Below are 14,142 nucleotides of genomic sequence, written 5' to 3'. Positions count from 1 at the left end.
GCTGCTATTGAAACGCCTAGCCGCTGACACGACGGCTGCAAAAACCATTTGCGGAACTAAGCTTCACAGTTGCGAAAGCTTATGGGGGGTAATTTAGAGTATGAAAGCTTGTCCCTGACCCGACGCACGAGTAGTTGATTCCTAGTTTCACCGGTAGACAAAGCATTGCCCCCCGCCAAGCGGCGGGGGCAATGTTCTATTTGGTGTTCAACAATGCTGGTGCGATCCTGTCGACCAAGGCGACAATTTGATTGCCGACTAGCTCGTGTACACCAGCCGAAGCATCGATCGGATCAGGAACATCGTCGGACTTTGACAATCTGGCTTGTGCCCGACCACGCGCGGCCCGAACGATGGTCTCGGTTGTTGATACTGAGATGTCCTGCTGCAACTCGGAAAGAGTAGCAAATTCAGCCATAGTAAATGTTCTCTGCATGGCGATCGGGAAACGACGAATGAGCTCGTCACGCTGCCCCTTGGTCATGGTGAGTATCAGATCTGCCGCAGCTGCGTGACTCTCTGTCAGCTGCTCACCGCGGAGCCCGGAAGGATTTCCACCATGTGCTTGGAGTTGTAAGGCTGCATCTCGGTCCATGGGGGAACCGACGACGGCATGAAGCCCGGCGCTGCTAACCTCAAAACGAGAATCATCGGCAAGCCGCATTTGCAACACCTGTTCTGCCAACGGCGACCGACAGATATTGCCCGTACAAACAGTGACGATCGTGATGATGTTTTGGCGCTGGGCTCTCCTGCTCATTATTCGGAGACTCGCCTACCTCGTCGAGCCTGCGGAATATCTGCATACTCAGCATCGAAATTGGGTTCGTTCTCAGGCTTAGAATCTGTACCCTCATCCTGCTTTTTCAGCAGCCCATCAAATTCATCGACCTGAATGGCACCGGTGGTTGGTGCCGGCTCTTGGGCTCGGCCGTAGTACGAGCGGTATCGGTATCCGTACCCATCTCCGCCGAGGCCCTTGCCTGTGATTCCGTTGATGATGATGCCCAGGACATGCCCGTTCACCTTGGTGACGTTTTCCAGAGCAGCCTTAAGTTCGTCATAAGTGGTTCGGTTGGCTCGAGTAACAACTAATGCACCATCGGTACGTGCTGTCAGAATTGCAGCATCCGTCACGGGCAACAATGGCGGCGCATCGATGAGGACGATAGCGTGTTCAGCGAGATCATCGATGATGTCGTGGAGAGCCTTGGAAGCCAAGAGTTCGCTTGGGTTCGGTGGAATCTTTCCGGCGCCCAGGACGAACAGTTTTCCGCTGGATCCCCAAGGCTGCAGAACGTCGGTGAGTCGAGCTCGACCAATGAGAACATCGGTAAGGCCGACTCCTTCAAGCAAACCGAAAGTTTTTGCGACCATTGGTCGGCGAAGATCGCCATCAATGACAACGACATTCTGACCCGAAGCGGCAATGGTGTTAGCCAAGTTGGCAATCATAGTTGATTTGCCCTCAGCCGGGAGTGCGCTGGTGATGACAATCTTGCGTGGAGGATTGTCAATGTTCATGAACTGAAGGTTCGTACGCAGTTCACGAAGCGCCTCTGCGATGGCATACTCTTCACGACCTTTTTGACTCTGGTCGTTGCCACCGGTGCTTTCGAGCATTCGCTGTTCGGCAGTGAATCCCTTGTGGTAGGGGATGGTGCCAATAACAGAAACACCCGTCTCACGTTCAACTTCCTCAACTGAGTGAACGCGGCGGTCAAAAATGTTGCGCAACAGTGCGTATCCAAAGGCAATGACTGCCCCTACGAGCAGCCCGATTGCCAGCGCTAACTTGTTATTAGGAAATATTGGGCTCCGAGGAAGGAGCGCAGAGTCCAATGACCTGAACGAAACTATCGACTGGGCATCTTGTGGACTGCCTGAACTGTCCGCATTTTCGATTTCTGAGACTTGCTTGCCAATTGCTTTGATCCAAGCTTCTGCGAGATCTCGCGCGTTTGCCGCGCTATCGGCCTCAGCAGTAACCTTCATGGTTGCCGTATCAAGTGGATTGGTGACTTCGATTTGTTGAAGAAGCTGATTGGGGGCAATATCTAACCCAAGTTCATCAGCCGCAGTCTGGGCCACAGTTGTGGATTTGGCAATGTCAATATAGGACTTAACGCGGGACTTGGCATAATTCTCGCCAATAGTTGCAGTGCTGATGTCGCTGTTAACACCGGTAGTCAATAGCCCACTGGCGGAGGCAGCATAGACCTTAGGCTGCATTAGAGCCCATCCAACGCCGATTAATCCACCTGCGACTGTGATGGCGACAATCGTAATCCAGTGAGCACGAAAAATTCGCCAATAGTCCTTCAACTCCACGAGCGTGGGCCTTTCGATCTTCTGCCCGAAGAGCAGGGGAAAACTATAAATCGTCAATTATCATGTTAGCTCAGTAGCTAACACGGACTGAAACATGAAGTCGGGCAAGTCCAAAGACTTTTCCCCGCACATTGAAGCACGTCAAATAATAGGAAGCATGAGCGGAAGCATCTCGAGGATTCTACCGGACAGTCCATTGACTTCGCATTAAATATTGAGATCTACTAGCTATTTAATTCAAAAAGCTTCTCTGTAATGCATCGGTGCTGATGGCTATTCAAGATAGTAGAGCATTCATTGGAACTTTTAGATATACCTTTCCGCAATATTCATGGTGGTTCTGTTGTCCTGATAACCTACCCGTGGAAACGATTGCGAGCTAAGAAATAACGGAATCTAGGAACTGTCACCAGCTGCCTCAGACCAGGTGAATTTCGTATGACCGGTCAGAATTGGTTGACGCTTAAAGCGCCATAGGAACGAATGACAGGCAATCTTTTGGGGAAGGAACATTCGTAAGCTACCACTACACCTAACTGCGAAGGTTGGCGGGACATGCCGAGTTGGAAATAGTGCTGGACCTGTCGCCCCGCGCATTGCGGTTTCAACTAAGCCACTATTCACGAGCCAAATATGAACATTGATTATCGTGAGCACTGGAGTTCACTGATTTCTTGATTGCCGTGGGAGGATATACGAGTGAGTGAGAAAGATGTGGTGGTAGTGAATCGCCTGACTCAAGAGACAGCTGAGCGCACCGTCAACGCTTTCGGAGTTCGCGTTTTAGTTAGGATCAAGGCTCCCCATGGTGCTGCAACGGGCTCTACTGCTGCCATGATCGAAAGATTGACAACGGCGTGGAGCGATTCGCCCCAACCGAGGTGTCAGCCGACGGAATTGCCAGTTGTCGATTTGGGCGAAGTTCACGATGAAAACTTCGAGCGAATTCACTCTATTATGAGCACTGAAGTCACACTCGCTGCTCTAGAATTCAATGCCGGAAGATTGCTCATGTTCCATGCAGGAGGCATTGCCCGTCACGATGGAAAAGTGGCTCTCATTACTGGTCCGTCAGGGCGAGGAAAAACCACGACACTACGTCACCTTGGACTTCACTACGGATACGTTTCTGACGAAACGATAGCAATCGATTTTGGCGGCACTGTTCATCCATACCGTAAACCACTCTCAGTTATTACTGAAGGTCACCGACACAAACTGCAGATTTCGCCGTCAGAACTAAACCTGCGGCCGTTGCCGAACGTACCGCTCAAAGTAGGCGGGATCGCGGTTTTGGAGCGCGCTGGTAGAAGCGATAAAAAGTCGACAGTAACTCAACTTGGATTTGCAGCTGGAATTGTCGCAGTCGTTGAACAGTCGAGTTACATGATCAGTTTGGAGCGGCCTCTGACGCAAGTTGCTGAACTTGCAGCCTCGATTGGTGGCTTCAAGATCTTAACTGTCGGTAAGCCTGAGACCATCCATCTAGTCGCCGAGGAGTTGTTCGTCCCAGGCACAGACACAAATTGGACGCGAGCGATGCCTTCCGACAACGCATCGAGCTTTCATGATGCTGCGTACCTAGTAGCGGACGTCATTGACGCCGTTGCATGCGATGACGGCACGGTAGTTTTTACTCAATCTCTCAAAGTAGTTTTGCTCGATGGGATTGGGCCGGAATTATGGAGCGCTGCGTGCAAAGGGGAAAGGTGGGAAGAGCTCGTTGACCGCATCGAATCCGTACATGGTCCTGCCCCGAGTTTGGATACGCGCGGTGCTGTCAAAGAAGTTGCCGAAGAATTGGTCTGTGCCGGCATCTTGCGTCCGGGTAAAGAGAGAACCGTAGGGGTTCCTGGATGATGAGTGAGAACACTGAATCGAGCAAACCGAAACCGACCCTCTGGAAACGTGTCCGATCCTCGCCGTGGTTTCACCTAATTGCGGCCCTGCTGGTAATTGCCACAGTTCACGGATTTATCGTCAAGCCGTATGCGGTGCCGAGTGGATCGATGGAGCGAACCCTTGAAGTCGGAGACCGTATATACGTAAGCAAATTGCCAACTGCAAAAGCGGAAGCGCAACGCGGCGACATCGTAGTATTCAACGCATCCGATGCGTGGGGCCAAGTCCCATCTCGGACGGGAGTACGTTGGTTCGTTGGCGAAGTCGGAGATTTTTTCGGAATCGGGCCTTCTAATCAGCATGCCCTGGTCAAACGGGTTGTTGGCACGCCGGGGGAGACTGTGAGCTGTTGCAGTTCTCAAGGAGCTGTCGAAGTGGACGGGGAAGCTCTGTCCGAACCATACATATACGAGGACTTGCCATTTGAAGCAGGTGCGTTGGACTGTTCGTCGACGCCTCGATCGATGCGCTGTTTCCCTCCCATAACTGTTGGTACCAACCAGTATCTAATGATGGGAGATCATAGGTCGAATTCTAATGACTCGGTGTTTGCTTGTCGCGGAGCCCCCACAAAACAAGAACCCGACGAGCAAAACTGCACAAAGTTCGCTGCAAATGAAGATATTGTCGGAAAAGTAATATTTCGAGCCTGGCCGTTATCGAAGATTCGCAGTTTTTGACATAAGTATCTTTACTTAATTTCCTGGGTGGGTCTTCCTATTAATAGAATTTAGTTAAAAGAGTATTCAGGTCGTTTCGAAGTTACCTGCTGATGCCAAGTTGTGGAGATAGCTGCCAAAACTTCGATCGTATGTAATTCGCGGCACTGGACTGGATTGCAGATTCGTCATTTAGAAAGCATTCATTGGAGCTCTTTGGCGAATCTAAGTATGTTCATTGACGAACCAGCGTCGTGTGTAAGACAAATTTGTAGGATTTTTGGAAAACGAGTATTGGAGTAAGTGGATGAAGATCGTAGTCGTTGGCACTGGATATGTCGGATTGTCTAATGCAGTCATTCTTGCTCGTCATCATGAAGTTGTCGCGGTTGACATTGATGCGGATCGAGTTAATTTGATTGCTGAAAGAAAGTCACCGATTATCGATACTGAATTGTCGGATTATCTAGCCAATGCTCCACTAAACCTTCGCGCAACCCTAGATAGCAAAGAGTCTTACATTGGTGCGCAGTACGTCGTCATCGCAACGCCTACGAACTACGATACCGAAACGAACCACTTCGATACATCAACGGTTGAGAGCGTTGTTGCAGATGTAGTCGCATCAAACCCAGATGCGAATATCATCATTAAGTCAACGATTCCAGTTGGATTTACGCAGGCGCTTCAGGAACGGTATCTGGATACGAAGATCATCTTCTCACCGGAGTTCCTCCGCGAGGGCCGGGCATTATTTGATAATTTGCATCCTTCGCGAATTGTCGTGGGTGATCGTGGACCGGTTGGACAAGAGTTCGCGGCGCTACTACTTGAGGGCAGCTTGGAGACTGAAGTTCCAGTTTTGTTGACTGACCCAACTGAAGCCGAAGCGATCAAGCTCTTTTCTAATACCTACCTCGCGTTGCGTGTTGCTTACTTTAATGAGCTGGATACTTATGCCGCTTCGCGAAAATTGGATTCGTCGCAAATTATCAACGGAGTGGGCTTAGATCCTCGAATTGGCTCGCACTACAATAACCCGTCGTTTGGCTATGGTGGTTATTGCTTGCCCAAGGACACGAAGCAGCTGTTGGCCAATTATGCAGAAGTACCGCAGAATTTGATCACCGCGATTGTGGATGCCAACCGCACGCGCAAGGACTTCGTAGCAGATGACATTCTTTCACGTGAACCGGAGGTCGTTGGCGTCTATCGCCTCATCATGAAGGAAGGCTCTGATAACTTTCGGGAGTCGGCAATCCAAGGCATTATGAAGCGCATAAAGGCCAAAGGTGTCCCAGTCATCGTTTATGAACCAACCCTTCACTCTACAGAGTTTTTCCATTCGGAAATTGTTGGTGATCTCGATGAGTTTAAGAGCAGGGCCAGCGTCATTATTGCTAACCGACGTACAGACGAACTTGATGACGTTGCAGAAAAGATCTATTCACGCGATATTTACGGTCGAGACTAGACTCATACGCGGTGCTTGGACGAGAATGTCGCGAGCACCGCGTATCTAAACCGGTTCATTCTTGCCTGGAGTGGAGTTCTTGACCTACCTCCGTGCAACTTGTCGAAACGCATCGCAACCGTGTCTTCGGGCCACACTAGGCGTGATATGAAGCGTGGCCATTCGCTTGCCTTTACTGAACGTGATGCCAAGAAAGTTCGTTTGATGGGGTTTCCTTCTGCACGGTATCTCCAATTAAGTGGTGGAAGATAACCAATTTTTAGTTCTGTGTCAGGGAATGCCCGCTGAAATGCAGGAGCTAGTGCTGCAGTAGATCTAATACTGTCAGAGAACGCAAGCGTTTCGACACCGACAAGATCCAAAACTCTGACGGCGTTGTCTTCAGAACTTTGAGGATTTGGCGTCGGATGCGGTCTCGTGAAGTGCAGTGCGGAAATGACCGCATTGGCAACGCGATTAGGCGCGATGACATCTACGCCCGCGAATTCCACTGTACTAGTTTCATTGATCAGAATATTGAAAACATCGCTGTCAGCTAGTGAACAACCTGGCATATGCCGATGCAAATCAATCTCGCACCCCCACGTTGTCGGAGCAAGCGTGAGCGAATGGTAGGTCGGAAGGTCGCCCCAGAAACCAGGAACTAATTCCCAGCCCCACACTTCCAAAAGTGAAGCGAACCGCTTAATTTGAGACGGATCCACCCACACGTCAACGTCGCCCGAATGCTCGCGCGTGCGTAGTCCCTGCTGATGAAGAATGGGTCCCTTAATGAAAATTACTCGTACGTTATTTGCTGCTGCAACTCGGGCAATTAGCGAGTGAATGAGCTCATGAAACGGAGAACTTAACCAAGGTTTTGGGATTGACCTTTGCCTCCACGGACTGTCGGTTCTAGAACTGGCAATTCCAGCAGACTCGAATTCGTTGATTAACTGAAGCTCGTCGTCCGTCAACGATTTAGTGTGGAGTGGACCTTCGGTAACTAAACGACGCCATAGACTGGCAGGCTGTCCGGCTAGGCCCAAAGGTTCAGAAGGAATAGTACTTAGAAGCATGATTTCAGCGCCTGAGTTGTTTTCAGATAGCTCTGTCAGGTCTAGTGCCCCGTTAGCTGTTGCAACCCAATTAGTCATCGAAGAGTGACTCCATATTTTTCCCATGCTTCGTTTCAAGTTCATGCTACGCCTAGACTAGGGGTTTTCGCGCAACCCGACAAACGAAGCGTATGCGCTCCAAAGCTATCTGGTTTCTAGATGGTTGAAATGAACAATTGCGTAGACATTATTCAATGATGCTTCACGGAATTGCCGTCTGAATCGTTCCCGAATAAGCTGGACAGGACTGACAGTTCTGTGCAATTTTAGGGAAACAACATATGAGCGTACTTATCACTGGTACTGCAGGATTTATTGGTTTTCACACGGCTAAGCGTTTCCTTGAAGAAGGCCACAAAGTCGTTGGCTATGACGGATTTACTGACTACTACGATCTTACGTTGAAGCATAAGCGGGTAGAGATCCTTGAAAGCTACGAGAACTTTACCTCTGTTGTTGGAATGTTGGAAAACGCTCATCTACTTACAGAGACCGTTGAAACGCACAAACCTGAAATTGTAGTTCACCTCGCTGCACAAGCTGGTGTTAGATACAGTATTGAGAATCCCAGCGCCTACATCAGTTCCAATGTGCAGGGCACATTTAACTTGCTGGAAGCCCTTCGGCACAATGTACCAAAGCATCTCTTGCTAGCTTCAACATCTTCCGTCTACGGCGGCAACACAGTATTCCCATTTGAAGAGACTGCACGCGTTGGATTCCCTGTGTCTTTATACGCCGCAACCAAGAGCGCTGGGGAAGCAATTAGTCATTCGTATGCAGGGCTTTTCGACATACCGACGACATGCTTCCGTTTCTTTACGGTCTACGGACCCTGGGGGCGCCCAGATATGGCTCTCTTTAAGTTCGTGGATCGCATGTTGCGCGGCGAAGAGATTGAAGTCTACGGCAATGGCGCAATGTCCAGAGACTTCACGTATATAGATGATATTGTAGAAGGCATTGTGCAATTGTCTCGCACTGTCCCAGTAGTCGGTACGGGTGATTCCGAAGTGGGAGAACTCGATTCCATTTCACCGGTAGCTCCTTGGCGCGTTGTCAATATTGCAGGTGGTCAGCCTGTACCACTGATGAGCTTCATAACTGCGATCGAGAATGCACTAGGCGTCGAAGCTAAAAAAACAATGCTACCTATGCAGGCAGGCGACGTTACAGATACTCTGGCGAGCCCTGAGCTGTTAGAGGCCCTGACCGGTTTTATTCCCAATACGCCATTGGAAGAAGGAATTAGTAACTTCGTGGATTGGTACCAGGAGTATCACGATGACCGTAACTGAATCTCGCTATCCAGAAGTGACAGTCGGCGGTTTCAAAACGATTTCATGTGACAGAACCGAATTGGCTGAATACATGTTGGAGGACTGTCTCGTTGCCAGAGACCAAGGCGATAGTTGGCTTCCAAAACTAGTATTTTCGTCAAATGGCCAAGGTCTTGCCCTTGCCGGCAAATCTGACGAGTTCAAAAAAACAATGGACAAGGCGGACATCATCCATGCGGATGGGATGCCGGTAGTTTTTGCGTCGAAATTCACCGAAGCGCCATTGCCAGAGCGTATCCCTACCACTGACTTTTTCCATGATGCAGCAAAGGTCGCAGTACCAAACGGTTTGAGATTCTTCATGCTGGGTGCAACAGAAGAACAAAATGATCTTGCAGTCAAAAACATGCAAAGTAAGTATCCGGATATAAAAATCGTTGGTAGCCACCACGGCTATTTTTCCGAAGATGATGATGAATTCGTTTGTGGACTGATCCGACAGAGCCAAGCAGACGTAGTATGGATCGCACTGGGGAAACCACGGCAAGAAGCTTGGTGCGTACGAAATCGTGAGCGTCTACGTGGTGTTGGTTGGCTTAAGACCTGTGGCGGGTTGTATTCGTTCCTTGCGGGTGACGCTCCGCGTGCCCCTCAATGGATGCAGAAAACCGGCTTGGAATGGTTATACCGTTTGCTTGATGACCCCAAGAGACTTGCGTGGAGATACTTGACGACCAATCCGCATGCAATGTATCGCTTGGTACGGCACACCAAAAAGTCCGGTCAAAGTTCAATCGCCTGATGCTTCACTGAAACTATTCGAAGACGTTGGCCTGAAAGGTCGTATTCACGCTGATGAGCAAGAGCCGCAGTTATCCTCAATTCGTTAAGAACGTCGTGCGAAAACTTCCCGACACGGTTTACCTGCAACTTCGATACTTCTCAAAGTTCAAAACTTTCTATAGTATGCGCCACCCCCGAACTTACAACGAGAAGCTTCAGTGGTTGAAAGTTAACTATAGAGTTCGCGATGAACCATTACTGGTTGACAAATATGAAGTTAAATCGATTGTCGCTAGAAAAATTGGAAACGAGTACGTGATTCCCACTTTAGGGATTTACAATTCGGTTGATGAAATTGATTTTGACTCTCTTCCCAGTTCGTTCGTATTGAAATGTACCCACGATTCTGGTGGTGTTGTATTGGTTCAGGACAAGAATGATGCAGACATAGAAAAAGTTAGGGCAAGACTGGCGAAATCTATGCATCGAAACTATTTTTACAGCGGACGTGAACCACATTACTTGCAAATCAAGCCTCGGATTATTGCTGAACCATATTTTGCAGATGATCGAAGCGGGCAGCTTCTAGATTACAAATTCTTCTGCTTTGACGGGCAAGTGAAAGCGATGTTCGTTGCGTCTGATAGGGCATCAGGCAATGTTAAATTTGATTACTTTGATCCACAGTTTGAACCGCTTGAGCTGAAGCAACCATATCCGAATTCTGCTGTGCTCCCCTCAAAGCCAACCCAGTTTAATAAGATGATCGAACTATCGAGAATACTTTCCGAAGGTCATCCTCATGTACGGGTTGATCTATATGAAGTAAATGGAAAAGTATTCTTCGGAGAACTAACATTTTTTCATTTCAGTGGAATGGAACCTTTCAAACCTGAAAAATGGGATCGTTTGTGGGGCGATTGGTTAACTCTCCCTGCGGCCATAAAGAGTTATTAAGAAATTAAATTATAGGACCTACCTTCGGAAGACTCTGAAATCTATGAGTAGTAGCATCTATTTAAAACCCCTAAAGCAAGTACTCCGACACTTGCCAGATCGGGCTTATATTCAGCTCTATTACTTCGCAAAGTTTGGCAAATTCTGTAATTTAAGAAATCCTTCAACATTCAATGAAAAACTTCAATGGCTCAAGTTGAATTATCGGATTATTTCAGATCAGAAGCTGGTTGATAAATCTGAGGTAAAACAGATAGTCGAACAGAAAATCGGAAAAGAATATATTGTCCCGACATTAGCATTATATGATAATGCCGAACAGATTGATTTCAGCAGTCTTCCAGATTCGTTTGTTCTAAAGTGTACGCATGATTCCGAAGGCGTCGTGATTGTTGAGGACAAGAAGGATCTAGATTTAGATGCTGCCCGAGAAAAATTACGACGAGCTCTTAAACAGAATTTTTACCCGATCGGTAGAGAGCCACATTATCGTGATCTAGAGCCCAAGATTATTGCTGAACCATATTTGAAAGATGAAGTTCATGGTCAGCTTCTGGACTACAAATTCTTTTGCTTTGACGGCGAAGTCAAGGCAATGTTCGTTGCATCAGACCGTGTATCAGGTAATACTAAGTTTGATTACTTCGACGCTGACTATCATCCCTTGGAGATGCAACAGGCGTATCCAAATTCGAGTTCAAGACCTAGTAAGCCGCAGCGATATCAAGAAATGCTAGACATTTCGCGAATACTGTCCGCTGGACATCCGCATGTCCGAGTCGATCTTTACGAGGTCAATGGTCGGGTCTACTTTGGAGAATTAACGTTCTTCCATTTCAGCGGATTTTCACCGTTCAAACCAAAAGAGTGGGACCAACGTTGGGGAGATTTGATTTCGCTCCCGGTGGCTAGAGTCGAATACTAGTTGGTATTAAAGTTACTTGCGATGGTGGAATGTACAATTGATCAAGAGGCATAAGATCTAAATGGTATTCGCATGGGCCTAATCTCGATCCATAGTGGATATTTCCAAAGATACCGTAGCCGCCTGGACACGGAATAAGTTCAGTTATCCCGTGACTTGATTTGGACTAATGAATAGTTATTCGACGCGGGAAAGAATTTTGAATGAGTTACAAAAAGCGCATTAAGAGTAAAATACTATATTTGCTAAAGCTGGAAAAGCATCTTAAAAAATGGGATGACGAACGCTACCTAAAGCTTATTTACTTTATTCGCATGGAAAAGAGGCTCAATCTAGAGCCCCCAAAGTCATTTAATGAGAAGATTCAATGGTTAAAAATTAATGATCGAAAATCAATATATACGACATTAGTTGATAAGCATGCTGTGAAAGCATGGGTCTCTAGATCGATTGGTGAAGATCATATCATTCCAACTCTAGGTGTTTGGGATACATTTGAAGAAATAGATTTTGATTTATTGCCCGATCAATTTGTACTTAAATGTACACATGATTCAGGTGGGCTAATCGTGTGTGAAGACCGAGACTCTTTTGACATCGAAGCTGCAAAGGCAAAGATCAAGCGATCTATGGCTAAAAACTATTTTTATTTGGGGCGCGAATGGCCCTATAAAAATGTCAAGCCTCGCATCATTGCCGAAACCTACTTCCCTTCCTGGATTCCAACTGGCAATTCTCGAATAGACGGTATCGAGGATTTACAGAATAAGAGTAAGCAACAGATTGCTGATTTTGCTCATCCGCAAGGACTGATCGACTATAAATTTTATTGCTTTCATGGTGAACCAAAATTCCTCTCGGTTTCGCAAGGCCCAGTAGGACCACAGCCAGGAGCCAGAGATTTTCTCAATCTCAATTGGACTGAAACTGATTTTGAAGGCCCAGGTTTTCCTAGCTTCAGTACGAGACCCCCAAAGCCAGCGCATTACGATGAGATGATTCGAATCGCTCGACAACTGTCAGCTGGCATTCCATTCGTCCGTGTTGATTTGTACGAGCATTTAGGGTGCGTCTTATTCTCAGAGATGACTCTGTCTCCAGCATCGGGAATGGTTTGGCTTGAACCAGCGTCTGCCAATCTTGAACTTGGTGACCTTATCGATCTATCTGAGGTTGGTCATGACAAGACTAAGTAAGAAGGCTGCGAGTTACTACTGCTACTCGTTAAGTACAGCAGCTCAGTGAATGAAGATATCAGTCGTACTGCGACTAAAGCTGTCAAATGGTCCTTTGCCTCTGAGGCCGCGGCAAAGATTATTATTCCGGTTACGCAACTTGTGCTGGCGAGAATTCTAGCGCCGGAAATTTTTGGTGTTCTAGCAATCGTAGTGATGATTACTAGTTTTGCTGAAATGTTGGCTGACGCGGGATTTCAAAAATACTTAATTCAGTATGAGTTTTCTGACAAGAGAAAACTCTATGAAGCCGCGAATGTAGCCTTCTGGTCAAGTATGTTCATCGCAATTCTGTTGTTGGCCCTTATAGTAGTTCTCAGGGACAACCTGGCAAGTTTAGTGGGATCACCAGAGCTGGGTCTACCTATTGCCATTGCAGCACTGTCCTTACCAATATCCGTATTCGTGAGCACGCAACAGGCATTGTTTCGACGCGCGTTTGAATACAAAAGATTACTTCCGATTCGTGTAGTTGTAGCTACTATCCCTCTTGTGGTTTCAGTCCCTTTGGCACTTGCAGGATTTGGCTATTGGTCTTTGCTTGCAGGTACCCTTGCGGCGAGCCTTTATAACGCTGTTGCTATGACCGTCATTTCCGAATGGAAACCGCGTTGGAGCTATTCTGTCTCCTTGTTAAGGAGAATGTTTTCATTCAGCGGGTGGTCTCTACTTGAAGCGATCTCAATCTGGGCCACTATTTGGTCGGGTACATTTGTCGTTGGAACGCTACTCACTCCTTATGAGCTTGGGCTTTACCGGCAACCGATCCTAGTGGTCAACTCCGTCTTCGCACTAATTACAAATGCGACAACTCCAGTTTTATTCGCCGCTCTTTCCCGTTTACAGAATAACATGACGGAATACCGACGCTTCTTTTTCTCTTTTCAATATTCAGTTGCAATTATGCTATTCCCAATCGGGGTTGGAGCATTCTTCTATCGTGATTTCTTCACTTCGTTATTATTCGGCCCTAAGTGGGCTGATGCCGCACTCATGTTCGGATGTTGGGCGTTTGTTACAAGTTTAGGAATTGTATTCTCACATTATTGTAGTGAAGTATTCCGTTCACTAGGAAAACCGCGCGTTTCGTTTCTGTCCCAGTGCCTGTATATGTGCGTGATGATTCCCGCAATTTATATTGCAGCATCAGAGAGCTTTTCTGCCTTAGTGATTGTGAATTCAGCAGTAAGATTCATTGGAATGGGTATAAGTCAGTTGCTTATGTACTTAACTGCTGGATTCGGATTTTTACAGGTGATGAAGAATCTCTATGCACCGTTACTTTCTGCCTTAATAATGGGGATTGCGGCCTTCTATTTATCAAATTTTGCTGGTGGCAAAGTTTTATGGTCTGCAATTGGAATAATTGTCTGCGCCCTGATTTATATAGGAGTAAGCTTATCATTCCCTCGTTCGCGAAAAGTTATCTTTGCCTTCGCTGGTAAAATCTATAAAAGAAACAATAGGGTAAGTTAAGTCGTTTCGTCGAATTACTGTTT

12 protein-coding genes are annotated in these 14,142 nt (G+C 47.3%); 9 read left to right on the top strand and 3 right to left on the bottom strand.

The window, feature by feature from the left end; translation table 11 throughout:
• Nucleotides 1-196: 196 nt before the first annotated feature.
• Nucleotides 197-760 carry a hypothetical protein gene (locus tag RUH64_RS02880; protein ID WP_313811147.1) on the bottom strand — a complete coding sequence of 188 codons (564 nt, stop codon included), beginning with the start codon at nucleotides 758-760 and terminating at the stop codon, nucleotides 197-199.
• Nucleotides 760-2,331 carry a polysaccharide biosynthesis tyrosine autokinase gene (locus tag RUH64_RS02875; protein ID WP_313811146.1) on the bottom strand — a complete coding sequence of 524 codons (1,572 nt, stop codon included), beginning with the start codon at nucleotides 2,329-2,331 and terminating at the stop codon, nucleotides 760-762. The genes RUH64_RS02880 and RUH64_RS02875 overlap by 1 nt, the downstream gene beginning before the upstream one ends.
• Before the next feature lie 699 nt (nucleotides 2,332-3,030).
• Between RUH64_RS02875 and RUH64_RS02870 the strand changes: the two genes are divergently transcribed.
• The 3 genes from RUH64_RS02870 (at nucleotide 3,031) to RUH64_RS02865 (ending at nucleotide 6,366) form a co-directional block, all read left to right on the top strand.
• Nucleotides 3,031-4,191, top strand: coding sequence for a hypothetical protein (locus RUH64_RS02870; RefSeq protein WP_313811145.1), 1,161 nt, complete (start codon nucleotides 3,031-3,033; stop codon nucleotides 4,189-4,191).
• Nucleotides 4,188-4,913, top strand: a complete 726-nt coding sequence (gene lepB, locus RUH64_RS16880; RefSeq protein ID WP_396275971.1) for a signal peptidase I — start codon at nucleotides 4,188-4,190, stop codon at nucleotides 4,911-4,913. Before RUH64_RS02870 ends, lepB begins: the two co-directional genes overlap by 4 nt.
• A 286-nt stretch (nucleotides 4,914-5,199) precedes the next feature.
• Entirely contained in the window at nucleotides 5,200-6,366 is a 1,167-nt protein-coding gene (locus RUH64_RS02865; RefSeq protein WP_313811144.1) for a nucleotide sugar dehydrogenase, read from the top strand.
• A gap of 2 nt (nucleotides 6,367-6,368) precedes the next feature.
• On the opposite strand, the gene RUH64_RS02860 is transcribed toward RUH64_RS02865, so the two are convergent.
• A complete protein-coding gene (locus tag RUH64_RS02860) occupies nucleotides 6,369-7,502 on the bottom strand; it encodes a nucleotidyltransferase family protein (RefSeq protein ID WP_313811143.1) in 1,134 nt (377 codons plus the stop codon).
• A 242-nt stretch (nucleotides 7,503-7,744) separates the two neighbouring features.
• Between RUH64_RS02860 and RUH64_RS02855 the strand changes: the two genes are divergently transcribed.
• The 6 genes from RUH64_RS02855 (at nucleotide 7,745) to RUH64_RS02830 (ending at nucleotide 14,119) form a co-directional block, all read left to right on the top strand.
• Nucleotides 7,745-8,761 (top strand): NAD-dependent epimerase/dehydratase family protein, encoded by a 1,017-nt coding sequence (locus tag RUH64_RS02855; protein WP_313811142.1) that lies wholly within the window; start codon nucleotides 7,745-7,747, stop codon nucleotides 8,759-8,761.
• On the top strand, nucleotides 8,748-9,545 hold the full coding sequence (locus RUH64_RS02850; protein ID WP_313811141.1) for a WecB/TagA/CpsF family glycosyltransferase: 798 nt from the start codon (nucleotides 8,748-8,750) through the stop codon (nucleotides 9,543-9,545). The genes RUH64_RS02855 and RUH64_RS02850 overlap by 14 nt, the downstream gene beginning before the upstream one ends.
• A 53-nt stretch (nucleotides 9,546-9,598) precedes the next feature.
• The gene (locus tag RUH64_RS02845; RefSeq protein WP_313811139.1) at nucleotides 9,599-10,483 is read left to right on the top strand and encodes an ATP-grasp fold amidoligase family protein; all 885 of its coding nucleotides are present in this window, start codon (nucleotides 9,599-9,601) and stop codon (nucleotides 10,481-10,483) included.
• A gap of 43 nt (nucleotides 10,484-10,526) precedes the next feature.
• Nucleotides 10,527-11,408, top strand: a complete 882-nt coding sequence (locus tag RUH64_RS02840; RefSeq protein WP_313811138.1) for an ATP-grasp fold amidoligase family protein — start codon at nucleotides 10,527-10,529, stop codon at nucleotides 11,406-11,408.
• A 203-nt stretch (nucleotides 11,409-11,611) separates the two neighbouring features.
• Nucleotides 11,612-12,604 carry an ATP-grasp fold amidoligase family protein gene (locus tag RUH64_RS02835; protein WP_313811137.1) on the top strand — a complete coding sequence of 331 codons (993 nt, stop codon included), beginning with the start codon at nucleotides 11,612-11,614 and terminating at the stop codon, nucleotides 12,602-12,604.
• Between the two features lie 45 nt (nucleotides 12,605-12,649).
• Complete coding sequence (locus RUH64_RS02830) at nucleotides 12,650-14,119, top strand: oligosaccharide flippase family protein (protein WP_313811135.1); 1,470 nt, start codon at nucleotides 12,650-12,652, stop codon at nucleotides 14,117-14,119.
• Nucleotides 14,120-14,142 lie beyond the last annotated feature (23 nt).

Source organism: Glutamicibacter sp. (assembly GCF_032154645.1).
Taxonomy (GTDB): domain Bacteria; phylum Actinomycetota; class Actinomycetes; order Actinomycetales; family Micrococcaceae; genus Glutamicibacter.
Note: the sequence above shows the minus strand (reverse complement) of the source record. Positions and strands in the feature narration are given on the sequence as shown.

What these genes read in the sequence shown, in the direction of transcription:
- RUH64_RS02845 (WP_313811139.1), top strand. Translation starts at nt 9,599, where the DNA reads ATGAGCAAGAGCCGCAGTTATCCTCAATTCGTTAAGAACGTCGTGCGA.
- RUH64_RS02840 (WP_313811138.1), top strand. Translation starts at nt 10,527, where the DNA reads ATGAGTAGTAGCATCTATTTAAAACCCCTAAAGCAAGTACTCCGACAC.
- RUH64_RS02835 (WP_313811137.1), top strand. Translation starts at nt 11,612, where the DNA reads ATGAGTTACAAAAAGCGCATTAAGAGTAAAATACTATATTTGCTAAAG.
- RUH64_RS02860 (WP_313811143.1), bottom strand. Translation starts at nt 7,502, where the DNA reads ATGACTAATTGGGTTGCAACAGCTAACGGGGCACTAGACCTGACAGAG.
- RUH64_RS02880 (WP_313811147.1), bottom strand. Translation starts at nt 760, where the DNA reads ATGAGCAGGAGAGCCCAGCGCCAAAACATCATCACGATCGTCACTGTT.
- RUH64_RS02850 (WP_313811141.1), top strand. Translation starts at nt 8,748, where the DNA reads ATGACCGTAACTGAATCTCGCTATCCAGAAGTGACAGTCGGCGGTTTC.
- RUH64_RS02855 (WP_313811142.1), top strand. Translation starts at nt 7,745, where the DNA reads ATGAGCGTACTTATCACTGGTACTGCAGGATTTATTGGTTTTCACACG.
- lepB (WP_396275971.1), top strand. Translation starts at nt 4,188, where the DNA reads ATGATGAGTGAGAACACTGAATCGAGCAAACCGAAACCGACCCTCTGG.
- RUH64_RS02865 (WP_313811144.1), top strand. Translation starts at nt 5,200, where the DNA reads ATGAAGATCGTAGTCGTTGGCACTGGATATGTCGGATTGTCTAATGCA.